The organism is Pseudomonas viridiflava, assembly GCF_900602065.1.
In the GTDB taxonomy this organism is placed as follows: domain Bacteria; phylum Pseudomonadota; class Gammaproteobacteria; order Pseudomonadales; family Pseudomonadaceae; genus Aquipseudomonas.
This window is the reverse complement of sequence record NZ_UWFN01000200.1, coordinates 273,467-297,304: the sequence shown is the minus strand read 5'-3', so window position 1 is coordinate 297,304 and position 23,838 is coordinate 273,467. Positions and strand designations below refer to the sequence as shown.

At 53.9% G+C, this 23,838-nt stretch carries 20 protein-coding genes and 2 pseudogenes; 5 read left to right on the top strand and 17 right to left on the bottom strand.

Going from position 1 to position 23,838, the window contains the following annotated elements; genetic code table 11:
- Nucleotides 1-479: 479 nt before the first annotated feature.
- Nucleotides 480-1,523, top strand: a complete 1,044-nt coding sequence (locus EE949_RS11890; RefSeq protein WP_162874593.1) for a hypothetical protein — start codon at nt 480-482, stop codon at nt 1,521-1,523.
- Between the two features lie 7 nt (nt 1,524-1,530).
- Here the strand turns inward: EE949_RS11890 and EE949_RS11885 are convergent, their stop codons facing one another.
- The 4 genes from EE949_RS11885 to EE949_RS11870 all read right to left on the bottom strand — a co-directional run bounded on the left by EE949_RS11885 (nt 1,531) and on the right by EE949_RS11870 (nt 6,256).
- Complete coding sequence (locus EE949_RS11885) at nt 1,531-2,595, bottom strand: TniQ family protein (protein WP_122664459.1); 1,065 nt, start codon at nt 2,593-2,595, stop codon at nt 1,531-1,533.
- A gap of 5 nt (nt 2,596-2,600) precedes the next feature.
- Nucleotides 2,601-3,476: a TniB family NTP-binding protein gene (locus tag EE949_RS11880; RefSeq protein ID WP_122664458.1), complete on the bottom strand. Its 876-nt coding sequence runs from the start codon at nt 3,474-3,476 to the stop codon at nt 2,601-2,603.
- Nucleotides 3,476-5,281 (bottom strand): Mu transposase C-terminal domain-containing protein, encoded by a 1,806-nt coding sequence (locus EE949_RS11875; RefSeq protein ID WP_162874595.1) that lies wholly within the window; start codon nt 5,279-5,281, stop codon nt 3,476-3,478. Before EE949_RS11875 ends, EE949_RS11880 begins: the two co-directional genes overlap by 1 nt.
- A gap of 225 nt (nt 5,282-5,506) precedes the next feature.
- The gene (locus tag EE949_RS11870) at nt 5,507-6,256 is read right to left on the bottom strand and encodes an SDR family NAD(P)-dependent oxidoreductase (RefSeq protein ID WP_122664456.1); all 750 of its coding nucleotides are present in this window, start codon (nt 6,254-6,256) and stop codon (nt 5,507-5,509) included.
- A 97-nt stretch (nt 6,257-6,353) separates the two neighbouring features.
- Here EE949_RS11870 and EE949_RS11865 point away from each other — a divergent pair, with 97 nt between their 5' ends.
- Entirely contained in the window at nt 6,354-6,713 is a 360-nt protein-coding gene (locus EE949_RS11865) for a winged helix-turn-helix transcriptional regulator (protein ID WP_122664455.1), read from the top strand.
- A 108-nt stretch (nt 6,714-6,821) separates the two neighbouring features.
- Here EE949_RS11865 and EE949_RS11860 read toward each other — a convergent pair whose 3' ends face one another.
- From EE949_RS11860 to EE949_RS30245, 3 genes and pseudogenes are all read right to left on the bottom strand, one after another.
- Complete coding sequence (locus EE949_RS11860; RefSeq protein WP_122664454.1) at nt 6,822-8,447, bottom strand: methyl-accepting chemotaxis protein; 1,626 nt, start codon at nt 8,445-8,447, stop codon at nt 6,822-6,824.
- Nucleotides 8,448-9,159: 712 nt separating this feature from the next.
- Nucleotides 9,160-9,888 (bottom strand): methyl-accepting chemotaxis protein, encoded by a 729-nt coding sequence (locus EE949_RS30250; RefSeq protein ID WP_422765485.1) that lies wholly within the window; start codon nt 9,886-9,888, stop codon nt 9,160-9,162.
- 126 nt (nt 9,889-10,014) lie between these two features.
- Nucleotides 10,015-10,785: pseudogene (locus EE949_RS30245) on the bottom strand (MCP four helix bundle domain-containing protein); the annotation flags it as partial.
- 170 nt (nt 10,786-10,955) lie between these two features.
- Here EE949_RS30245 and EE949_RS11850 point away from each other — a divergent pair.
- Nucleotides 10,956-11,966, top strand: a complete 1,011-nt coding sequence (locus EE949_RS11850) for an AraC family transcriptional regulator (protein WP_122664453.1) — start codon at nt 10,956-10,958, stop codon at nt 11,964-11,966.
- 337 nt (nt 11,967-12,303) lie between these two features.
- On the opposite strand, the gene EE949_RS11845 is transcribed toward EE949_RS11850, so the two are convergent.
- The 10 genes and pseudogenes from EE949_RS11845 to EE949_RS11805 form a co-directional block, all read right to left on the bottom strand.
- The gene (locus EE949_RS11845; protein ID WP_122664452.1) at nt 12,304-13,533 is read right to left on the bottom strand and encodes an OprD family porin; all 1,230 of its coding nucleotides are present in this window, start codon (nt 13,531-13,533) and stop codon (nt 12,304-12,306) included.
- Between the two features lie 101 nt (nt 13,534-13,634).
- Nucleotides 13,635-14,948 (bottom strand): dicarboxylate/amino acid:cation symporter, encoded by a 1,314-nt coding sequence (locus EE949_RS11840; RefSeq protein ID WP_122664451.1) that lies wholly within the window; start codon nt 14,946-14,948, stop codon nt 13,635-13,637.
- Between the two features lie 54 nt (nt 14,949-15,002).
- Nucleotides 15,003-15,866, bottom strand: coding sequence for an amidohydrolase family protein (locus EE949_RS11835; protein ID WP_122664450.1), 864 nt, complete (start codon nt 15,864-15,866; stop codon nt 15,003-15,005).
- Between the two features lie 107 nt (nt 15,867-15,973).
- Nucleotides 15,974-16,759, bottom strand: a complete 786-nt coding sequence (locus EE949_RS11830; protein ID WP_240350639.1) for a LysR substrate-binding domain-containing protein — start codon at nt 16,757-16,759, stop codon at nt 15,974-15,976.
- A gap of 40 nt (nt 16,760-16,799) precedes the next feature.
- Nucleotides 16,800-16,853: pseudogene (locus EE949_RS29795) on the bottom strand (hypothetical protein); the annotation flags it as partial.
- Nucleotides 16,854-16,919: 66 nt separating this feature from the next.
- Nucleotides 16,920-17,999, bottom strand: coding sequence for a 4-oxalomesaconate tautomerase (locus EE949_RS11825; RefSeq protein ID WP_122664449.1), 1,080 nt, complete (start codon nt 17,997-17,999; stop codon nt 16,920-16,922).
- A gap of 3 nt (nt 18,000-18,002) precedes the next feature.
- The gene (locus EE949_RS11820; RefSeq protein ID WP_122664448.1) at nt 18,003-18,731 is read right to left on the bottom strand and encodes a 4-carboxy-4-hydroxy-2-oxoadipate aldolase/oxaloacetate decarboxylase; all 729 of its coding nucleotides are present in this window, start codon (nt 18,729-18,731) and stop codon (nt 18,003-18,005) included.
- Nucleotides 18,728-19,465, bottom strand: a complete 738-nt coding sequence (gene galB, locus EE949_RS11815; RefSeq protein ID WP_122664490.1) for a 4-oxalmesaconate hydratase — start codon at nt 19,463-19,465, stop codon at nt 18,728-18,730. Before galB ends, EE949_RS11820 begins: the two co-directional genes overlap by 4 nt.
- Nucleotides 19,466-19,672: 207 nt before the next feature.
- Nucleotides 19,673-20,599: a LysR family transcriptional regulator gene (locus tag EE949_RS11810; RefSeq protein WP_122664447.1), complete on the bottom strand. Its 927-nt coding sequence runs from the start codon at nt 20,597-20,599 to the stop codon at nt 19,673-19,675.
- A 158-nt stretch (nt 20,600-20,757) separates the two neighbouring features.
- Nucleotides 20,758-21,447, bottom strand: a complete 690-nt coding sequence (locus tag EE949_RS11805; protein WP_205505096.1) for a GntR family transcriptional regulator — start codon at nt 21,445-21,447, stop codon at nt 20,758-20,760.
- Nucleotides 21,448-21,767: 320 nt separating this feature from the next.
- Here EE949_RS11805 and EE949_RS11800 point away from each other — a divergent pair, with 320 nt between their 5' ends.
- Nucleotides 21,768-22,445, top strand: coding sequence for a DUF2848 domain-containing protein (locus tag EE949_RS11800; protein ID WP_122664446.1), 678 nt, complete (start codon nt 21,768-21,770; stop codon nt 22,443-22,445).
- Between the two features lie 5 nt (nt 22,446-22,450).
- A complete protein-coding gene (locus EE949_RS11795) occupies nt 22,451-23,791 on the top strand; it encodes an amidase (protein WP_122664445.1) in 1,341 nt (446 codons plus the stop codon).
- Nucleotides 23,792-23,838 lie beyond the last annotated feature (47 nt).

The following is a 23,838-nucleotide window of genomic DNA, read 5'->3' as shown; positions in this document are numbered from 1 at the left end:
CCTCCCGGCAGACTGCAAAGTCCGCATATTGGATATTGCATTCCATGGACCCTGGTAATAATTGGAAGAGGTAAGCTTCATTGGCAGTACGACCAAAACGACTAACTGATTTATCTATCCGGCGGCGAGTACGCTTTTGTCCACTACCTACACGCATCGACTCTCCCCGTCATAAGTTCAGCCATGCTCTGGCGCGATTAAAGCATCACTAAATGCAAAACACACCATGTGCAGATCCTGATTCGGTCAGCACTCATGCTCGATGATCCGCTACCTAAGGTTGCTCTCTCAGCTCACGAAAGTATTGGATTTGTCTGCACTGCGAGTTGTCTCGCAGATTAGGAAAAATCAGACAATCTTGTACATCACCCCCCCATCTCAGTCTTAACACAGACCGACGTTAAAGTTTAACGAACAAACTTGACCTCAAGGATACTTATACTATCCTTTTGAAAGGGTGTGTTGGGGAGCAGAGTCTCGTGAAAAAACATGAAACGTTTGACATGGTTATCGCATCCAATAACGATATCGTCGAGACCAGTCAGAATCACTCGCTTGACGTAATTAAATCCTTTTCACTCAGTTACAGGCCGCACTTTTCAATAGAAGGATCCAAACACGCCGAGCTTTACCCCTCCAAAGTCGTCAAGGACTTATCAGAGCGTACTCAATTAGCTTACAAGGCCTCAATTCACCACTTTCAGTTCACTTGCGGATTTATTCTACCTTCTACTCCGGAGGGAGTGATGGCATACCTTGAACTGTGCAGCAGCTATTATGCACCTGATACGCTAAAGGCACGACTATCTGCCTTATCCCACTGGCATAAAAGGCAGCGTTTTAGCGACCCAACTGAAGACTTAAATGTCAAAGCCTTAATGTACCAAATATCACTAGCCAGTCCGCACCAACCTAAACGCACAAACTCTTTCACATTCGATCATCTTAAGGTCATGGATCAGCATTTTGAGAATTTGCTTAAATGTATATCTATCAGCGAGCACTGTGGAGAATACATGCGCGTGACGCGTGACAGGGCAATGTTTATGGTTGCATTCTGGCGTGGATTAGGAACAACTGAATTAGGACTGCTGAACTCGCGAGACATACAGTTAGACCCAATTAAAGGGCTCCGTATAACAGCATTTGATCGCGGCGGTAAACGGACAACAAAACAGATACCATGGAGACCAGAGCTTTGTGCAGCCAGCGCTATTCAAAGCTGGGTAAAGCTAAATGGGCAGTCTGATAGTAGCTTATTTCAAAAAATTGAGAAAAATGGTGATCTGAGCAAATGCGCACTATTAGATAAATCCATTCCAGTCATATTGCAACGAAGATCTGATGACGCTGGTTTATCAGTGAGCATCGGCGCTCACAGCTTTCGAAGGGGGTTTGGGGAGTGGGCGCGTGACTCAGACTGGGACATACAGTCAATTCTTGAATATGTAGGCTGGAACGGATTAAATCGCCATCTAGCACACCTAAGCAAGCGAAGGAACTCCGACCATCAAACTGATTAACAAAAACTTAACGGGCATTTCTATACAAATTTCCAGTGAAGCTTTCTATACGGCTTATAAGTTCATTTTTAGCGCTAGCCGTCACCTGTTTTGTGATCCAGTTACGGATCCCCGTCTCCTCCCCGCCTGTAACTAATCCATAGAGACCTGAAGCTGTATCAGGCATCAGAACTCCTGTAGACCTAAACAGCCGAGCTATCTCTGACCAATTTTTTTCGCAATTTTGGTAGCCTAGTAGAACTGCGATAATAGCCAACGCGACCATTCTCACGTAAGGGTCCAGCCGATCAGTAAATCCATCTAATATGTCATTTATAGAATCGGAGCGAGCCTGCTCTGGCAAATATAAAATCCGCTTTATCTTTCCTGCAATCACGAGACAATATGGGGTTGGATCTATTCCACGCCTATGCCTCCTAAGTATCGCAGTATAGAGATTTACTACTAATCTTAGCTTATTGCCCTCATCACAGCCTGTGGCAACTCGGCCCTCTATATCACGCTGAATTATCAAGCAGGTATCTTTAAGTAGACAATCGATTTCACCCATTACGCCACTAAAAGTGGTCGGCTGAGAGCATAGCCACTCAGGGCGATCACCCGCAAAGTCATGCAAATAATACATATTATTAATAATATGCCGAGACGCTTGGGCGCCCCGATCAAATATATCATGACATTCATAATCTCCGGCTAGGGAGCTAAGCACCTCCTCGTGTTCAACACACATAGGAATGTAGATGCTTGACCAAGCATGGCGCCAGATTGGCATGCGAGAACGCTTTAAGTCTTCTGCAACACAGCAATGACAAAACTGTAGACGTTGACTTGGCGGCAACAATCCCAGTGGTAAAGCTGCGCGGATACTGTCTTCAACAACCTGCCTGCTAATTCCGCCCCACTGGGCAAGTAGAGTTACGTCGGTGTCGTTGTAATCGTAGTCGAAATCCCTAGAATGACTCCTATCATTTAGCAGCTGCATAATTTGCTTGGGTACCAAGGCCGACACCCCATTGCGCCCGCCGTCTACTGATCGTCCGATCCAAGAGGATATCGTTTCCTGAGGCTGCATTTTATTTATTCCTCATATTTTATAGGTAGCTCAGTACCTTTTTTTAGCATTTCTAAAGTTATGGACTCAGTACCTTCAATGATTGCCCAGACGGCAGCACGTTTCAGCTGCTTTACTATGTTGTCCAGTACGCCATTTGATGTTTTGATTAGATAATTTATGGCAGACGGCTTATCTATCTTTGATGGCTTTTTTAACGGGAACCACGATATGTATGCGCTAACAAACCCGCGGAGCACCTGTTCATTACGCCATGCTGGCAACTGTACAGCCTCGTATCGACGCTTGAATTGATCATCGCTAGCGATTGCCTCTCGGCAATCATGAGTTCCAAGGATTATTATCACCAGCGAAAATGGTGGATTTGAGAAATACTTAACTCGAATCATGTTGTTCTGCTGATCGCGGGCACCGGCCGCTAGCAAATCGTTGAACTCGTCAAATGCAACTCCTCGCACATTGCGTGCACTCACCGCATCTAACAATCGTTGTTTGGGAGTGAGTGAGCTAGTATAATTTCCCAAGGTCAACGCCTGGACCAATCCGTCACTAAAGTTTTTATGCGAGCGAATGTGATCCGGATCTATTTTCATTCCCGCTAGAGGATTTTCGTGTGCAGATGTCATTCCAAATTGTTGAATAATTTTAGAATAAAGAGCTGTCTTCCCCATACCTGCATCGGAATGAATAACCAGGCAGAGACTTTCAAGACTGCGCGGTAGCGCTGTCAAATATCTAACTTGCGCTAATATTCTGTCAGCGACGGGATAGTTCACCCACGTATCCTCATGAATAGCATTTCTTCGCGCCTCGTAGCCTGCATCAACTAGCCAGCGTCTGCTTGGTGTTACGTGAGAGTACTCCCCGAAATCCTGCGTCATTAGTCATCCTCTACGTCGATACGAAGCGGAGTAAAAGGCTGCTCATATTCATCGTCATCGTCGGGTTCAACAAGCGCCGGTGCTCGCCCTAAAACTACCTGCTCAGTAAACGCAGCATTAGCAAGATTTTCACGCATTTTATGTGCAGCCTTGGTTGCTGATTTTGCGTCTTCAACACGCTCCCTATTTTTGGATATAAGCCTGAAATACTCCTGCCTTTCAGCGCGAGTGTTCTTGGCGCGTGCCCCACGCTCTTGGGATCGCTGTCTTTTAGCCAAGGTGAGCTCTTCAAGGCTCACATCAGGTTGAGTAATATCCTGATAAGAAATTTTAAAATAACGCTCTCCATTAGGATTAATCCATATATGTCGTAAGGATAGAGGATTGTATTTTACGACTACACGCTTACCTATATAAGGAGTTAAGACTCCAGACCAATACTGCAAGTTAAATATCTCAATGCCTTGGCGTGTTACTGTTCGAATATGTTCTGGAAAAAAATCTATGGAAAATTCAAGAGGGTTATCCAGTAACCTCGGATGCGTTTTGCGCCCTTCTTCGTCTTTCCATCCCTCAACCCACTGCTCGTGAGGTGTTTTCTTCAATACTGAGTGAACTGTATTATGGTATATCTGTAAGCCGCGAACCAGCCATTCTCGAAACTCTGAAAATGTCAAGCAAGCATGTTTTTCGCTATCATAATCACCTCTCACGACTACATTTCTAAGTGTGGCTCCCGGAAGGAACTGCACTGCGCCAACCTGCAATGTGCCGAAGAGTCTTTCAATGTGCCCTCCCCACCACGGCTTTCCTTTTGGCCGAAACTTCCATTTCATATTATGTTTTTTTGCTGCGATTCTAGACGACTTTGATCGAAACTCCTTAGCATTATCCATGAGTACTAACTCAGGTTTTCCGTAGTAAGGATATTTTAGATCGTCTTTCGCTAGAGTTTCCAGCCAAGAGTCTTTGGGAAACGTTGCATTAGTGACGGCCATCGATACGCTATATCTGCTTGGAGCGTGAACTGAAAAATATACACCTAATGCAACACGACTATAAATATCTATTAAAATAGTGACCCAAGGTCTGCATAATGGTTTTCTTGTCAAATCATCTACAATTATACAATCAACCAAGCAGTGATCCATCTCTGTAAGCTCTAACGGCCTCAAAGCTTTATTTTTTTTGGGGCGGGGTTGAAATCTATCATTTGCTCGCTTCATTCCCTCCTTTAGAATCATCAGCTCGCGCTCTGAACGCTCCTTTATTCGATTGATAATGGTTTGGTTAGCTGGCGGCGCTACGTCGAGAGCCTCGCATATTTCAGAAACGCGTTTGATGACAGCAGCTTGATTAGCACCGGGACCACTCCATTCGGTCTTAAAGGCAGAGCTAATGATTGTTTCAATTTTTTCTGGCAGATACTTTGAACCAACTTTACGGCCTGCCCGCGCCCTCAGCATACCTTCTGGGCCATCGTCAGGATCATACATAGCGATGAGGGCGTAGCACCGGGATTGGCTTACCCCTAAGCGCGCTTGAAGCTGGTTGAGGTCTGCACTGCTTTTCTCGGATCCCATATATTCGCTGATAATTTCATACCGCTCGGCTGCAACCTTCCATTCGTCCTCTGAAGCCAGGTCGACCGGGGGCTTAAACGCATCTGGCGAATCACCACAATCAGTGAAGGGTTCCAGTTGACCGATACCGACCTGTATGAACTCCTGATTTTCCTCGTCGTATAGAAGCACGTTTGCTTCATCAATGGAGGCTTCGTACGCACACCGACGACCGTCAAACATGAATAGCTCGCCTCGCTTGATCCCAGCCATGTCGCGTCTCGGTTCGTAATTTTAATCACAAGAATTCAAGCAGAATCCTAGTTAATCGCAAGAAATGCGGAGAAAAAAGCATGGGATTTATTTTTAGTTTTTAAATAACCCTTTTATTTCAACTAGTTACAGATTATTGCGATTAGTTAGACGCGACAGCCAGCCAGATTTCAGCTGGCAAAACCTCTCCTCAATTCAAACCTGAGCAAAACCGCCATCTACAAACATTTCACTGCCGGTCATGAAGCTGCTCTCATCCGACGCCAGGAACAATGCAGCTGCCGCAACGTCTTCGGGTTGACCGATACGGCCTGCCGGTAACAACGCGACCATGCCTTCAACAATGGCATCTGCCTGGCCTGTCGGCGCCAGTGCCAGGTCCAGGCCTGGTGTCGAGATTGGTCCCGGGGAAAGTACGTTGACGCGAATGCCTGTGCCTTTCAGATCCAGCGCCCAGCTTCTTGCGAAATTACGGAGCGCCGCCTTGGTGGCGCTGTACACGCTGAACGCTGGCGTGCCCATGGTCCCTGTCGTCGAGCCAGTCAGGATGATCGATCCGCCGGCGCCCATCAGTGGCAACGCTTTTTGCACGGTGAACAGCGAGCCTTTGACGTTGATGCCAAAGGTGCGATCAAAAGACTCCTCGGTAATCGATCCGAGTGGCTCGAAATCTCCAAGCCCGGCATTGGCGAACAGCACGTCAACCCGTCCTGTGTTGGCTTTGATTTGGGCGTAAGCCCTGTCAAGGTCGTCGAGGTTGGAGATATCAGCCTGAATGGCTAAAGCGTCATGACCAATCAACTGTAGTGCGGTGTCCAGCTGCTCCTGGCGTCGACCAATAATAACGACCTGTGCGCCCTCGGCTGCAAAACGTATGGCACTGGCCAAGCCGATTCCACTGTTGCCGCCGGTGATGACTGCGACTTTCCCGTTAAGCCTGCTCATGTTGATGCCCTCAGAATGTGAGGCACAACTGTAGATCCGCGCTATTATTTTGAATAGTATGCACCTTTTGGTAAGTACCCTACGGGCGGCCCGAATAATGGCAAATGAAACCTTTAAATGCGGGCTAGAAGCCGCCCTGGCTGTGCTTGGCGGCAAATGGAAACCTCTGGTTCTTTATAATCTGACCAGGAATGTTCACCGCTATGGCGAATTGAAACGCGCCATCGGCGGCGTGACCGATAAGGTGCTGATCCAGCAGCTCAAGGAATTGGAGCGCGACGAAATCATTGCGCGTGTGGACTTTCAGGAAATACCGCCAAAGGTCGAATATTCGCTGACGCCTTTCGGGCAGTCCCTGGCAACGGCGCTGGGAGCGCTCTGTGCTTGGGGTACAGAGCATATGGAGACCGTGGAGCGCATCAGCGAACGTCGTGCGTCCGCCCTCGCCCAGCCCTGAGCACCCTTCCCCGCTATCTTTTTACAATGCAAAACGCGCTGAGCAGATTATCTGCTCAGCGCGCTTATGGTTTTAACCGGGCAATACTTTGATTCCGACGCTAGCCAATCAGATTACAAAGCGCGCCACCATACCGTTCAGGTCCACCGCCAGTCTCGACAGTTCGTGGCTGGCGGCACTGGTCTGATTGGCCCCGGCCGCGGACTGTGTGGCCAGGTCGCGGATGTTCACAAGATTACGGTCCACCTCACGAGAAACCTGAGCCTGCTCTTCGGACGCGCTGGCAATCACCAGGTTGCGCTCGTTAATCTGCGAAATGGCTTCGGTGATCTGCTCCAGAGCCTCTCCTGCCGCCCGGGCAAGTTCCAGAGTGGTTTGCGTGCGGCTAGTGTTCAACGCCATTGACTGCACTGCATTGCCGGTACCGCTTTGAATGCCGGCAACCATCTGCTCAATTTCGCGTGTTGACTCCGCGGTGCGATGAGCCAGCGCTCTAACCTCATCGGCAACCACAGCAAAACCGCGACCGGCTTCGCCAGCCCTTGCAGCCTCGATCGCTGCGTTCAGTGCCAGCAAGTTGGTCTGTTCAGCAATAGAACGAATGACGTCTAGCACTTTGCCGATATCCCGACCCTGTTCTGCAAGGCCTTCGACCAGGTTGGAAGTGGTCTGTACGTCCAGAGTCATGGTCTGAATGGCTTGTACGGTTTGCACGACTTTATCTCGCCCCTGACGTGCGGTATCAGTCGACTGCTCTGAAGCCTGGGATGTGGACACAGCATTGCGGGCAACTTCCTCGACCGCCGCCGTCATCTCGTTTACCGCAGTCGCGGCTTGTTCAATTTCGTCGTTCTGCTGTTGCAAGCCGCGCGACGACTCTTCAGTCACAGCGCTCAACTCTTCTGCAGCGGATGCCAGTTGCGTCGCGGAGCCTGAGATCATTTCAATGGTTTTGCGCAGGTTTTGCTGCATGATCACCAGCGCTTCAAGCAAGCGTGCCGGTTCGTCCTTGCCATCAACTTCGATGTGTTTGGTCAGGTTGCCCGCAGCAATTTCCTGAGCAGCATTAACGGCCCGGGACAACGGTGCCACGATACTACGCGTCAACAACCAGGCCAGTAAGACCGTCATAAAAGACGCAATAACAGCAACGGCAATAATAGCGACCGTTGCGCCGTCGTACTGTTGGCCTGCTACTTTAGAACCAGCGATGGCGCTGGCCTTGTTAATGTCAACAAGGTCCTTGAGTTGCTTGGTCATCAAGTCAGAAGTCTGCCTCATGCCGGCATTGACCATAGCGCGAAGCTCTTCAACTTTATTATCGCGAGAGAGCTGCATCGCTTGGTTAAACAAGCTCAGGTATTGCCCCAGCGTTCCATCAAACTGTTGATAGATAGCCCTCTCATCAGCTTCTGCGGGCAAGGCACTGTAGGCGGCCTTGGCTGTCTGTAGTTGGCTAATGATTTCTGCAATGCGCTGATCGCTCTCCTGGAGCATTTCCGGTTCGCGGTTGACCAGCAGACGCAGTGAAAAAACCCTCAAGCGCAGGACGGACTCGTTAACGTTGCCTATCAGCGTGATGCTGGGCAAGGTGTTGGTCTCCATGTCGACTGTGGCCTGACGAATCAAGCTCATGCGATTCAGAGCGAAAAACCCTAACGCGACGACCAATAGAGCAATGAAAGCGAAGCCAAGAAACGCTCGAGGAGCGATGTTCATATTTCTTATCGTCATGGATGTCATCTCATTGAAGTCAAATAGTATCGATAGCGCTCCATGCTCTAACCGTTACAAGGCAACCTGCACTGTTTCATAACGGAGGGGTGACCAGAAACACCTTGTTACGACTATCGGCAGTGCATTCGTATTAGTTGAGGGGAAATTAAAATTTATTTTCTGACGCCAGTAGGCCGTCTCGGCATGTTTATTACTACATGCCAAATACGCATTAACGAATGGTGATCCGTAGTTATCACCAACCGATTAACACCTGTAAAACCAGTGCATGATTAGTGCATAGCTTATGCCTATCTAGTGCATAAAGGGCATTGCAAGATCGGAGTGCATGTCGTTGTGAAGAAAAACTGAAGTGTCGCACACTGGCGCCGATACACAGCACTCAGCCATCCATTCCAGGATTTTCAACGATGCACAAAAAACTCATGGCGGGCGTTTTCATGCTGCTCGGCGGAATTTCGGGCGCAGTTTCCCGAAGATGCTGGAAGGCGCCAATGGCGGGGATCCGTGGTGTCCTTTTTAAAACCTGTTCACTGATCAGGTCTCACTGCCGAGCAAATGCCAACACTAGCGTCGGCGTCTGATGACGCCCATCGAGTTCTTCGAGCAGGCGACGCGAGAAAATCCAGGGCTCGAAGCACCTACTGCCTTTTCAAGCACGAGAACCAGCAGCAGCCCCCCATTGCGTGGGGGCAACTGCTGTAAGCACTCAAAGCTGAAATTGCTGCAGTGATACCCGCAACTCACTGGCGAGCCGAGCGAGGGTTACACTCGCACTCATGGTTTGATCGGAGCGCACTGCTGACTGCGCGGACAGATCCCTGATCCTGACCAGGTTATGGTCGACTTCCCGGGCAACCTGGGCCTGCTCCTCGGAGGCGCTGGCAATTACCAGATTGCGCTCATCAATACCCGCTACAGCAGAAGCTATCAAGGCCAGCGCCCGGCTGGCGGATTCAGCTTGTTGACGGGTATGGGATGCCTGCTCGGTGCTCGAAGAAAGCGCGCTCACAGTGTCGGCCGTACCCTGTTGAATTTTCCCGATCATGATTTCGATTTCGCGGGTCGATTCGCCGGTACGGTGTGCCAACGCTCGCACCTCATCAGCAACGACCGCGAAGCCGCGTCCAGCTTCCCCTGCCCTTGCCGCTTCAATCGCAGCGTTAAGCGCCAGCAGGTTCGTCTGCTCCGACACTGCGCGAATGACTTCCAGCACCCGGCTGATATCTTTGGTGTATGAGGACAGCAGTTGAGCCTCGGTTGACGCACTGGCAACGTGCTCAGCCAGCTCGGAGACCGATCTGACGGTGCTTTCAAGCTCCTCTTGCCCCTCGCGGGCAGCACGCGTCGACGATCGCGATTCTTCCGACGTTGCCACCGCATTTCGCGCGACCTCCTCGACAGCGTGACTCATTTCTGTGACCGCAGTAGCCGCCATCTCTATTTCGCCGTTCTGGACGTTGAGATCGGCGTTACTGTCTCGCATCAATGCGTCCATTTCCTCAGCCGCAGAACCCAACTGATCAGAAGCTCCGCCCACTTGGGAAAGGGTCGCCTGCAGACTTGCTCTCATACGCTCCATTGACTGCAATAACATCGCCGCTTCGTCGGTCCCGGTGATGTCTTGCTCCAGACTGCGCAAGTCGCCAGAGGACACTTTTTCGGACGCAGCAAGCGCCTGGCTGATAGGCCCGGCGATGCTGCTGGTCAGGCGCCAGGCCAAAAGAATCGTAGCCAGGACCGCCAGGGCAATCACCCAGTAGATAATGATTTCCGCATCATCGTAAGCGTCACTCGCACGGTCGCTGGCAATCGACTTTTCGTTATCGTTGAAGGCTTCCAGCTCTTTCAGGAGCCTGGTGACCTCCTGGGCGGTAATGGTCATCTCATCCACGACCAGCCCGCGTGCGGCGTCTCGTTGATGCGCTTTCAACAGCTCATACGCGCGGACCGCGCCTGCGCTGTATTGGCGGTAAGACGAGGCGATGCCATCGATAAGATCAGCTTCGTTTTTCGAGCCTATCAGTGGCCGGTAAGCAGCTATCGCGGCATTGAATACTTCGAGTTGAGATTGCAGGTTCGCGTAAGCAGCCTGAAGATGCTGATCATCAGCAGAAACCAGTTTGACCGCATCAACCCGGGTATTGGAGAACGCCAGCGCAATGTCATCCCCCAGAGCAATACCTGGGAGAGAGCTGTTTTCAATCACCAGGCCTTCATTACGCACGGTAGACATTTGATGAAGGCTAAACAGCCCTAGCGCACCGACGATCAATACAATCAATGCAAAACAGGCCATGACACGATTGGCTATTTTCAACGTTCTTAGCAGCATGTGGAGAGACCTCGTTAATTCATATAAAAACCGTTCTGCTTTGCTCACATCGTTGGCAGCAGCGAAGTACGCGAGCAACACAGCGCTGAGCAAATGAGTTAAATTCGCTCCCTGAAAAACCTTCATAACCACAATAAAAAAGGAACAATTTAATTTGACACGGGATAAAAATGCTCAGCCTCTCCCCCACCTTTGCTCAGGCGTGTATCGACGCAATAACGCCCTCCGCAAACAGCCGTCGTGATTTACAAGCCGGTTCTGCAAATACAGCGCCGTCGGGTGGCGATAAAAACATCCCGCTAAACACAATCATGCAACTTCTGGTGGCTGCGCAGCAGCGCGCGGGCAATGAGGACATCGGCTTGCTGGCCTACAACAAAGCACACCCAGGTAATCTGGGGCTTTTAGGTTATGCAATCATGTCCAGCGCAACAGTGCTCGATGCACTCCGGCATATTGTTGAGTACCACGAAACCATCGGCATCGGCTTCTGTATGTTCCTCGATGAGTCGCCTGCCGCGATTCGTATTGCGGGTGTTCCTTCGGACGCACAAGCTGCTTGCCTGCCGAGGGCATTCATCGATGCAGTGACGTCGATTACCCTGGGGCTGATCCACTGGCTAGTGCCCGCCACTCGAATAATGCCGTTGGCGGCCGAGTTCACATACTCGAAGCCCGCGCAGACCGGGCAGCTGGAAGCACTCTTCGGCAAAAATATAACGTTCAACGCCCCCGTAAACGCGATGACGTTTTTACGCACGGATTGCGACTTATCCATACCGACCGGCGATACATCGCTGCAGTCGATTCATGGAAACCACCTTGCCATGCAAAAACAGCAACTGGAAATGGACAGTGCAGTTGCCCGGACCCGGCGCGTTATATTGCAACATCTTCATCAAGGCAAATCGTTGGCGATGGACGATGTGCTGAACAGTTTGAACCTCACCCAACGTCAACTTTCGCGTTTCCTGAAAGCCGAGGGTATGTGCTTTCAACGTCTGGTCGACGACGTAAAGCATCAGCACGCCATTCATTTGCTGATCAATACTTCAATGGCGCTCAAAGAAGTTGCTTATCGTTTAGGATTTAAAAATCAAAGTGCATTCAACAAAGCGTGTGAACGATGGTTTGGCAAGTCGCCGGGTAACTACCGTATCACCACCAGACCCCAGTGCTGATGTACCCCGTCAAAAGATGAGCCAGTTTAATCGGTTCGATGCAGTTGCGCCGCCCAGGTCAGGTGTTTCCATTTGTCCTGAGGCGCCATGCGCTTATCCCCGGCATACTTTCAGGCGACACGGGTGGTCCAGCAATGCCTGGCCAGCTCACGAACCTGATTTCACTTTATCGGTGGAAGTTCGCTCACTGGGTCGTGCCAAAGGATGAACACACCCCACAGTCGACGCTTGCAGTCAGGAAGAGGCCCCGCTCCGTGACTTCGCCCTCCCCGCACCATCGATGCGCAGATTGGTTGAAGGGTTCAGCCGGCCCGGCACATGGCCGGGCCGGGAGGCACTACAGCGAGTTGAACAGATAGCTCACGATGAACCGGTTTTCATCGATGTCACGTCCATCATCACTGCGATAAGTGGCGTTTCTCAACCGTACCGACAGACCTTTTAATGTCGTCTGGAAGGCATAAGCGATGTCTATGTCCCGCTCCCACTCTTGCTCGGCACCCTGTTTCTTCAGACCGTCACCTTTGATGTACGCGGTGAAAAAGCTCAGTCCCGGAATACCCAGTGCCGCAAAATCATAGCCATAACGCGCCTGCCAACTGCGTTCACCCGCGCTCCCGAAGTCGTGATATTGGACGTAGTTCGGCAGATAGGGGTTATTGACGTAGGGGAAGCCAGTAGCGCCTTTCATTATCTGATAGGTCGCCATGACGCTATGTCCCGAATCGAAGCTGTAGCCGAAAGCTGCAGAATAGGCTCGGTTATCAACTTCTCCGGTCCTCGCAGCGCCCACCTCGTCGCTGGCAAACGCGCGCAGGTCACTGGTTAGTACACCGTCGGCAATTCGGGTCGTGTGGGTAAGGCCGAGAAATTGCTGGCGATAGACGTTTTCAAGTTCGCCATAGTAGTAAGTCGCGGTTAAAGCCGGCGTCAGCTTATAGCTCCCGCCCCCATAGCGAAAAGATTCACCGATCCCGGTAGCGCGGTAACGCCCATCTTTCGGGTTAATGCTGATGTCCTGAAGGTTTGTAGAATCCGGCGTGATGGTTTTCTCGAAACTTGCCAGGTTGACCGTCAAACGGTCGACCTCAGTGGAGGTCAGTTGCCAGCCCTGGAATGTCTGGGGAAACAGTCGGCTGTTGTTGTACTGCAGCACCGGCGTTTTCGGCAGGGACATGCCGTAACGCAAAGATGTGTTGGCTATTTTTAATTTAACCCCACCACCCGCCCTGGCGTATTCCGGCGCCGCCTCGCCTGAGGCTCGCTTGGGTAACAGCCCGCTGCCGCTGCGGTCAGGACTGGAGTCCAGCTGAAAACCGGCGAATGCCAGTACGTCGAGTCCGAAACCAACTGTGCCTTGGGTATAACCGGACTCGGCATTGATCAAGAAACCTTGCGCCCACTCTTCTCTTTTCGACACTCCCGCGCCATCGCGAAAGTCGCCGTTGTAGTAGAAGTTACGCGCTTCAAGGCGAACCTTGCTGTCATCGATAAAGCCCTGCGCCCATGCGCTGCTGAAACTCACTAAGCCTGAGCCCAGCAAAATGCCAAAGAGGGTTCGATTCATTTTTATTATTTTCCGGATGCAAGGCGTCGCTGCCCGGTATGAACCGGACAGGACGCAGTTATTGTTAGAGGTGTAGGTGTTGGAGGTACCGCTAAGCGGGTTTACGACTTGCTGTTCAATTCCCTGGCCAGCACGTCGCGATCAAGCTCTTTCTCCCAGGCAGATATCACCAGTGCGGCCACGCCGTTACCGATCAGGTTGGTGATGGCCAACCCGGTGCCCATGAAGCGGTGAATACCCAGAATCAGGACCATGCCTGCCACCGGCACCAGCGGCACAACCATCAACGTGCTGGTCAGCATCACGAAGGCTGCACCTGAAACGCCGCTGGCACCCTTGGAGGTCATCATGGCCACCAGAACCAGAGTGAGCTGTTGGGTGAGGGTCAAATCGATATTCAACGCCTGAGCAATGAACAGCACCGCCATGGTCAGATAAATGTTGGTGCCATCAAGGTTGAAGGAATATCCGGTCGGAATGACCAGCCCGACAACATGCTTCGAGCAGCCAAGCCGCTGCATCTTCTCCATGATTTGCGGCAGTACCACTTCCGAGGAACTGGTGCCCAGCACAACCAATAGCTCTTCCTTGATGTAGCCCATGAAACGGATGATGCTGAAACCGCAGCCCCGTGCCACCGCCCCCAATACCAGTACGACGAACAGCGCACAGAGTATGTAAAAGCTGCCCACCAGCTTCATCAGCGGTAACAGTGAGCCAACGCCATAAGTGCCCACGGTGAACGCTATGGCGCCAAACGCGCCGATAGCAGAGAGCTTGGCGATGATGTGCACGATACGAAAGAAAACGCCCGACAACCCTTCGATCATGTCGTAAACAGGCTTGCCCTTTTCACCCATGGACGACAGGGCGCAACCGAACAGGATCGACACCAGCAAGATGCACAGCACGTTCCCTTCCGAGAAAGCCTGGGCGAATGTCGAGGGGATGATGCCCATCAGGAAGTCCACCATGTGCATATGCTGGGCTTTTTCGGCGTAACCGGTGACTGCAGATGCATCCAGGCTATTCACGTCGACGTTGAACCCGCCGCCTGCGTTGAACAGATGCCCGCCAATCAGGCCAATGATCAACGACACAGTGGAAATCACTTCGAAGTAAAGCAGCGCTTTCCCCCCTACCCGCCCTACCTTCTTCAAGTCACGCATGCCCGCAATACCGCTGACAACGGTGCAGAACACCACCGGCCCGATGATCATCTTGATCAGCTTGATGAATGCGTCGCCCAGAGGCTTCAGGTCGGCGGCAAATGTCGGCCAGTAATGGCCGACAGCAATACCGGCGACGATGCCTATCAGTACCTGAAAGTACATCGCCTTGTAGAACGGTTGCTTGGCCTTCACACCTTGCGCGGGAGGCGACTGTGCTTCAGCAGATGTCGGATGCGGGGTCATGATCTGGACTCTTGTCTGTCTTATTGTTGGAAGGCGTTGCGTGATACGAGCTAATCAACGTCCGTAGAGCTTGAGAGGGTTTTCAACCAGTAGTTTGTGACGCACAGAGGCGTCCGGGCAGAACTGGAACATCAAGTCCACGAGCCCGCCATCGTTAGGCATGTCCTTTGTTATATTCGGGTGCGGCCAGTCAGTGCCCCACAGAACACGCCCTGGCGCGGCCTGAATCAGTTGTTGCGCGAAGGGCACAGCGTCGTCGAATGGCCGACGCCCTGCCGACACACGCTCCGCTCCGCACACTTTGACCCATGCCAATGGATTTTCCATCAACCCCAGCAGGGCTTCGAATGCCGGTTGCCGGAGGCCGTCCTGAGCTTTGACCCGTCCCATGTGGTCAATGATGAAGGGCACGGGTATGCGTGCCAGCCGCTCTGCATACGTCACGATGTCCTGCGCATCCAGATGCAGCACCACATGCCAACCGAGATCAGCCAGGCGGTCGACGGTCTGATCGAACACGTCGAGATCCGGTGCACCGCCCAGATGAGCAACGAAATTGAACCGCACCCCGCGCACGCCGCCCTCATCGAGCTCTGCGAGTTGTTCATCGGTTTCGCTGCCATCAACAATGGCAACACCGCGATACCGCCCTTCTGCCCGGGCAATGGTGTCGAGCATGGCGCGGTTATCACTGCCGTGGCAGCTCGCCTGCACAATCACACCGCGACTGAAGCCCAGATAATCATGCAGCGCACGCAGATTGTCATAAGGGGCATCGGGGGGCGTATAGCTTCTGTCATTGGCGTAGGGGAATTGGTCGGCAGGGCCGAACACATGGCAGTGAGCATCCCATGCGCCCTCAGGCAGCGCATGTCGAGGGCGCGTTGGATGGGCGTCCGGAGCAAGGCAACTTTTCATCTCGTGTCCTTTTATTGGTGTTAGTGGAGTCGATGCCTGATGGTGGCGTTGTCGATTCCCTACAACAACAGGACCTGTTTTCTAGCAGCTATGCACGTTTCGCATAGCTAATCCTTAGGGATGCATATCTCATGAACCAGCGCCAATGCCTGCTCCGCGAGGCGCGACAGCGGCCGTTGTTCGGCGGTGGCCACAAACAGGTGCGTTTGAATGACAGGGTCGATGATTTGTGCGGCCTTGAGTCCCTCGAACGAATCATCACGTCTGGTCAGCGCCGACTGGAAAAGCACACCGTAGCCCATGCCAAGACGTATCAGTTCCAGTACTGAAGGGATGCTGTCTATTTCCAGACGGACATCGATGGCGACCGAATGACGAGCCGCTTCGGACTCGATCAGGCGCCGGATTGAATGGGGTTCGCTGGGCGTGATCAGCGGGTAACGGCCAAGATCGAGCATGGAGACTTCGGCGGGAAGCTCCGAATCGGCACTGCCGATCAACATGAGTGGCTCGGCACGCACATGCTGGTAGTTCAACTGCCCGCTCTGGCCGGGATTGAACAGCAGCGCGAAGTCCAGGCGACCCAGCAGCAGCCATTCGCGCATCGAATGGCTCAGGCCTTCTTTGATTCCCAGCGTGCAGCCTGGGAATCGCTCCTGGAAGGCTGAGACCAATGCGACCGTATGACGTCGGGAGATGCTTGGCGGCAAGCCAATGACTACCTTGCCGGAAAGCGTGCCACGTTGCTCTCGCAACTCTTCACGCGCGACCTGTATTTGCCGCAGAATGCCCTTGCCGTGGCTGAATAAGCGCTGCCCCGATGCCGTCAGCTGCACGCTCCGGCCATTGCGTAAAAGAAGATGTTCCTGCAACTCGACTTCGAGCTGACGCACTTGCCGACTGCGAGAGATTCAATACTGCGGCGGCACGGGTGAAGCTGCCAAACTCGGCCACCCGGACAAAACATTCCAGTTGCTTAAGATCCATAAGGAACGCCAGAGCAAAACACCACTTTAACGTGTGTTCGCTCTGGCGGCTAACCACGAGGAAGGATCAGCTTCTTGCAACGGCCAGCTCCGGGATCAGCACATGACCGTCGAACAACAGGCGCGCCGTGCGTAACAAACCGCATCCGGCGATCTCACCCTTGTCGCGGCGTATCTCGACGGTGAACTCCCCTGTGGGGTGCTCTACCGACAGCGCGAGATTGTCGCCCGGTGGAACATTGGCCAGGCCTTCCGTGACAGCACCTGGAACCAGGCACGCACTGGCTACGCTCACCGCGCCGAAGACACCGATCGCGGCATGGCAGGTATGAGGAATAAAAGTCCGGCTGCTGATTGATCCGCCCTTGGTCGGTGAAGACACGATGCTCATTTTGGGCACCGTGCGAGCGCTGACGTCCCCCAGTTTCATTAGCGTTCCCGCCTGCAAGCGAATCGACTCCAGTTGCGCCTTCAAAGCTTCATTGGCGTTAAGCTCGGCTGGGCTTTCCTGGCCATTCAGCCCCAGATCGGCGGCTCGTAACAGCACAACGGGCATACCGTTATCGATGCAGGTGACCTCGATGCCGTTGAAACGGTCACGGGCATTACCGGTGGGCAGTAAAGCGCCACAACTTGATCCGGCGATGTCATCAAAACGGACAACCACCGCCGCAGCAGTACCGGGTACTCCGTCAATCCGTGCTTCACCGTCGTAACGCACTTGCCCGTTAGCGGTCTGCACCAGCGCAGTTGCGGTCTGACCGGTGTTTTCCATGTAGATCCGGACCGGGGTCTGCCCGTCCACGATCGGTAACAACCCACGCTCCAGGGCAAAAGGTCCGACGCCAGCGAGGATATTGCCGCAGTTCTGGCCGTAATCCACGCGTGGTTCGTTAACCACAACCTGAGCAAACAGGTAATCCACATCAACCCCGGGACGTGATGAGCGACGAATGATTGCGACTTTGCTGGTCAGCGAATCGGCACCGCCAATACCGTCGATTTGTCTTGGGTCCGGCGATCCCATGGCAGCCAGCAGCAATGCATCACGCCGAACCGCGTCGGATGGCAGATCGTCAGCAAGAAAATAGGCGCCTTTGGAGGTGCCCCCGCGCATCATCAAACAGGGAATACGGTTTTGCGCCATTGCTCAGGTCCCCGTTTGATCGCGAATCGCCTGGTCGAGGCTATCGTAATACTTGAGTCCTTTTTCAGTCAGACGTGGACGCATGTTGTAGATATCCAGCCCCAGCTCGCCCGCCGCAAGACGCAGGCGTTTCTGCTCTTCAAGATCGGCACGCTGGCGGCCCGCGTCTATCACCTGCGCCAACTCATCGCGCCGCACAATGACCACTCCATCATCATCTGCCAGCACTACGTCACCCGGGTTGATCAATTGCCCCGCGCAAACAATCGGAATATTGACCGAACCAAGGGTTTCCTTGACGGTGCCCTGGGCATGGACCGCCCTCGACCACACGGCGAAGCCCATCTCACGCAGAGTCTGCGTATCCCGTACGCCTGCATCCAGCACCAGGCCTTTGACGCCGCGAGCCTGCAGCGAAGTAGCCAGCAAGTCGCCAAAGAAACCATCGGAGCATGGCGAAACGGGCGCGACCACCAGGATATCGCCAGGCTGACATTGCTCCACCGCGACATGGAACATCCAGTTATCACCGGGCGCTACCAGCACCGTTATGGCGGAACCGCTGATTGCAACGTCGCGCATGACCGGTCGAATTTCAGGCCCCAGCAAGCCTTTACGGCCCTGTGACTCGTGCACCGTGGCAACGCCGTACCGAGTCAGTTCAGTGATCAGCGACGCATCGGCACGTTGAATGTTACGCACCACTACGCCGGTCTTGCCGATAAGGCTCATCGCAGATTCTCCGTCACACGCGGGAAGATGCTCTGATACCCCTCGCCGTACACGATATTTTTGCTGGCGGTGATACCTATGTTGCGCTTGGCCTGCACACCTCGTTGCAGGGCGACGCGGGTGTAGTACTCCCAAAGGTGTTCTTGACCTGCCATGCACTGAATAGCTGCGTATTTTTTGTCCCAGACCTCTGTGATGTTCAGCAGCACGTCGGGACGCCACTCACATTGTTCTGGCTGGTGCGGTTCAAAGCTGTAGACCGGAGGGGCACCGACGATTTGCTCTCCGGGCTTGTAGCCTTCAGCCTGAGCGATGATGCGCGCTTCCTGGGTCAGGTGGATGGCCAGCGGGTGATCGTAGTTGTAGGGATCTTTCAGCGAATGGCTGAGCACAAACTCCGGTTGCACGCGACGGAAAACATCGGCGAGACGAAACAGCGTGTCCTTGTCGGCCCGCATCGGGTAGTCCCCGATGTCAAAGAACTCCACGGTGGCGCCGAGAATATCGGCCGCCGCTTGAGCCTCTTCACGACGAGCAGCCTTAACCTTCTCTTCGGTCATTTCGGCGCCCTTGCGCCACAACTTGGCCGACTCACCGCGCTCACCGAACGAGAGGCAGACGATATGCACCTCGTAACCCTGAGCAGCATGCAACGCGATGGCACCGCCCGCGCGCCAGACGAAATCGGCAGAGTGAGCGCTCACCACGAGAGCGGTTTTTTTGGGGGAAGTCATGTTGCCTGGTCCTTTGTTAGTCATTGTTTGCGCAACCGAGGAATTGATGGTGGCTTCATCAATCCCTCGCAACAACATGACGGACGTTCTAGCAGCTATGCAGGATTTGCATTGCCGGAAGGCTTTTCATGGCTGACAACTTCGATTTGATGTTCCTGAGAGCGGCCGCAAACCAGAAGGCTTGTTTCAATAGCCGGGACTTCAGCCCTACCTCGCAGTGCTGAGAATCACCATGTCCGGCCCCATCTCTCTGGCGTATTGCTCAAGCGTGTGACGCGCAATGCTCACCACCTGTTCAGTGAGCTCCAGGCCTACCCCGGCGCGCCAGCAGGCAATGATATCCAGCGCCTGAGGCCGGGGTACGTTTTCAAGGATGTACAGCTTGCCATCGGCCAATTCCTTGCTCACCAACGAGGCCGGCAAGGCGCCGATGCCAAATCCGTCGCAGACCAGCCGGGTCATGGCAGCCACCGAGTTGACGCAACTGATCCTCGGGTTCTCGACGCCCCCTGCGTGCAGCAGATTGAGGATGTCCTGATGCGGACGGGAATTGCGGGAATAGGTGATGATCCGCTCACCCGCCAACTCATAGATCGACGCATAACTGCGATGGTAGATGGAGCCTGCCGGAACAATCCACTCAACCGGGAATACCGCCAGGTGCTGGTTGCGTACGGAGTCACTGCGGACCATATCGGTCTGCACGATCAAATCCAGATAGCCCTTCTGCAACTGGTCGCACAAGTTAAGCGATGTATCGACCGTAAGTTCGATTTCAACCGCTGGGTAGCACTCCATGAGAGTCGATATGAAAGGGCTCAGCCACGTATGAATGACCGTGTCCATGATGCCGATCCGCAGGCATCCCTTCAGGTAGCTGGTCGCGCTGATTGATTGCTGGAGCGCGTGCAGGGTGTCGATCATTTGCTCGGCATAATCGAGCACCCGCTCGCCCTCGGGCGTCAGGGACACACGTTTGGAGTCACGCAGGAACAGCTTGGCGCCGAGCTCTTCCTCCAGCGCGGCGATCCGGTTGGAAATCGAGGCTTGGGTGCTGAACATTTTTTCGGCGGTCAGGCGAAAGCTTTTCAGCCGTGCGACCCATACAAAGGTTTCCAGAAACTTCATGTTCATGCACAACAGCCCGTACAGAAAATAGTTGATCCACCTACGCAAACGGCGTCAGTACGCCGGATCCACACGCAAGTTGCACGCCAGAGTTTTCAAGGCACGGGATATCGCGACAGATCGACGCACACGCTGTATGTGGCTCGACCGGTGATGCAGACCTGTCACAAGGTGCGCATGATGGCTCGGCGGAAGTCATCGATGTGATGATGGATGGCTTTGATCGCCGCTTCGCTGTCGCGGTTCTGCATCGCGGTCAGAATCTGCATGTGCTCGTCGTAGATACGCTCACTGTGATGCATTTCAGACAACGTCAGAAACCAGAAGCGCGCCTGCTTCTCATGCAACGTGCGCAGCAGTTCGGCCAACACCCGATTGCGCGCAGCGGCAGATATCGCCAGGTGAAACTGCAGGTCGACTTCCATCAGGCCCTTTACGTCGCGGCGCTCCAAAAGTGGCTGGGTACGCCCGATAATCTCGCGCATACGCGTGAAGTCTTCCTCCTGGGCGCGTTCGACGGCCAGTCTTACGCACAACTCTTCGTTGGTTCTGCGCACTTCGATCATGTCGAGGATGTCGTTAAGCGAAATCGGTGTCACCATCACGCCCTTGCGCGGCAGGATAGTCACCATGCCTTCCATTTCCAGACGGTGCAGTGCCTGATGCACCGGGGTACGACCAAGCCCCAGCAACTGAGTCAGTTGCGCCTCATTGATAGCCTCGCCCGGCCGCAAGTGGCAGGAAATGATCCGTTGCTTGATCTGTACATACGCCAGTTCGCGCAGACTGGCCCCACTTTTAGCGGGTGATTTGCCAACTTCGTCGGCGTTCGGCAGGTCAGTTGAATCAAGCAATCGGTTAATCCTCAAGGCGTCGCTGATATATCACTGTATTTCATATCGGCTGGATTGTCGCTTTCTACGCCGCTGCCAGCCGGTAACAAAACGCGCCATTAGTGAGCGCCGATCGCTCAAATGTGGTGCAACGCGGGTAACAGGTAACGTTTTCGATTACTCCATCCCCCCTCGGAAATACTCACAACCTATTGATAATAATCAGATTAGTTGCAAGCTCCACAGAGCTGGCATATCAATTGCGTATTGATAAACCTGTGATATATCAGTGTAACTTCACGACGCACTGATGTTCTTCCTACTCAAACGAGGGCACCGCTTTGACTCAGCTAAATCTTCAGGTCGCTAACCATGGCGAAGTTGTTGTAGACATCGATCACTTGATCATTGCCGGTTGGGCCGGTCGCAACAGTGCCGCAGTGGAACACCATATTGCCGAGCTGGAAGCCCTTGGGGTTCGCCGCCCGACACAGATTCCTTGCTTCTATCGTGTCGCCGCCAGCCTGCTAAACCCATCTGAAACCATTCAGGTGCCCGGGAAAGATTCCTCCGGCGAAACCGAGTTCGTCCTCATCCCCAGCAGCCTTGGCTTGTTGGTCGGGTTGGGCTCGGACCACACAGACCGCAAGGTCGAGGCCTTCGACGTCACCGTTTCCAAGCAAATGTGTGACAAGCCGATTGCCGCTACTGCGTGGCTTTTCGATGAAGTCCAGGGGCATTGGGATCAACTGATCATGCGCACCTGGCGTACTCGCGACGGTGCCCGCACGCTCTATCAGGAAGGTCCGGTCACCAGCCTGCTGGCCCCGGCAACCCTGCTGGCCAAACTCAATGACAGCGCGAGCCTAGAGCAAGGCACCGCAATGTTCTGCGGTACTCAACCCGTGATTGGTGAGTTGGGCTACGGCGAAACCTTCGAAATGGAACTGTTCGACCCTGTACTGAACCGCAGCCTGCGCCATGCCTACAGCGTGGAACCGTTGCCAGTCGCGGAGTGATATCGATGAAGCCAATCAAAGAGCTTGCTGAAGATCTTGCCAGTGGCGCCACGACCAGTCAGGCCCTGGTCGCGGCTGCGCTGGAACGTATCAATACACACCGCGCCCAAGGCGGTAATGCCTATATAACGGTGGATGCTGACAGTGCCATGCAAGCCGCGCAGGCCAGTGACCTGGCGCGCGCCGCAGGCTATGTGGCCTCCCCGTTGGCTGGCCTGCCGGTTTCGATCAAGGATTTGTTCGACGTGACCGGTCAGGTCACAGCCGCGGGTTCCAAAGTGTTGGCCGGTAATGCCCCGGCTACCGCTGACGCTCCGGTCGTCGCTCGTTTGAAAGCTGCCGGTGCGATTTTGCTGGGTCGCACCAACATGAGTGAATTCGCGTTCTCTGGTCTGGGGCTGAACCCGCATCACGGCTCACCTGTCAGCCCCGTCGCTGCCGGGCGCATCGCCGGTGGATCAAGTTCGGGCGCAGCCGTCAGCGTGGCCGAAGGCATGGCAGTGGCCGGGCTGGGTACTGACACCGGTGGATCGCTTCGCATACCTGCGGCGTTCTGCTCACTGGTAGGGTTCAAGCCCACCGCCAGCCGTGTCTCTGCCCAGGGGGCATTTCCGCTGGCAACGAGCCTGGACTCGATTGGCGCGCTCACCGCCAATGTCGACGACAGTATTTTGCTCGACAGCGTCCTGTCAGGCGAAACCCTTGATACTCGCCCTGCCTCACTGCAAGGGCTGCGTCTGGCCGTCACCCGTGATTTCGTCATGGACAATGTCGATGCAACCGTCGCGGCTGCGTTTGAACGCTGCCTGCAACGCCTGAGTGACGCCGGTGCATCGATTCGCTGGTTCGACTTTCCCGAGTTGCACGAACTGCCGAAGATCAATGCCGCCGGTGGGCTGACGGCGGCCGAAGCCTGGTATCTGCATCAGGGTTGGCTGACCGGTGAGCACGCTGCGGACTACGACCCACGCGTGGCACAGCGCATTCGTCGCGGCGAAGCATTGAGCGCCGCCGATTACCTGGATCTGCTGGCCGAGCGTCAGAAGATGATCGCACTGGCAAGCCAGAAGCTGGCGGATGCCGATGCATGGCTGATGCCCAGTGTTGCGGTGGTTCCGCCTGAACTGGCGCCACTGGAGCAGGACGATGCTCATTTCTTCGCCACTAACGGCCTGGTTCTGCGCAACACCAGCGTGATCAATTTTCTCGACGGGTGCGCACTGGGTCTGCCGTGTCATGTAGCGGGTGAATTACCGGTGGGGTTGTCGATTGCCGGGCTGAACGGCCAGGACGCCCGAGTATTGCAAATCGCGCGCAGTGTCGAAGCCCTGTTGCGCGCCCCTTAAACGTAAGCGTGATTGTCGTTGCGCTCGTGGCCGATACCACGCGCGAA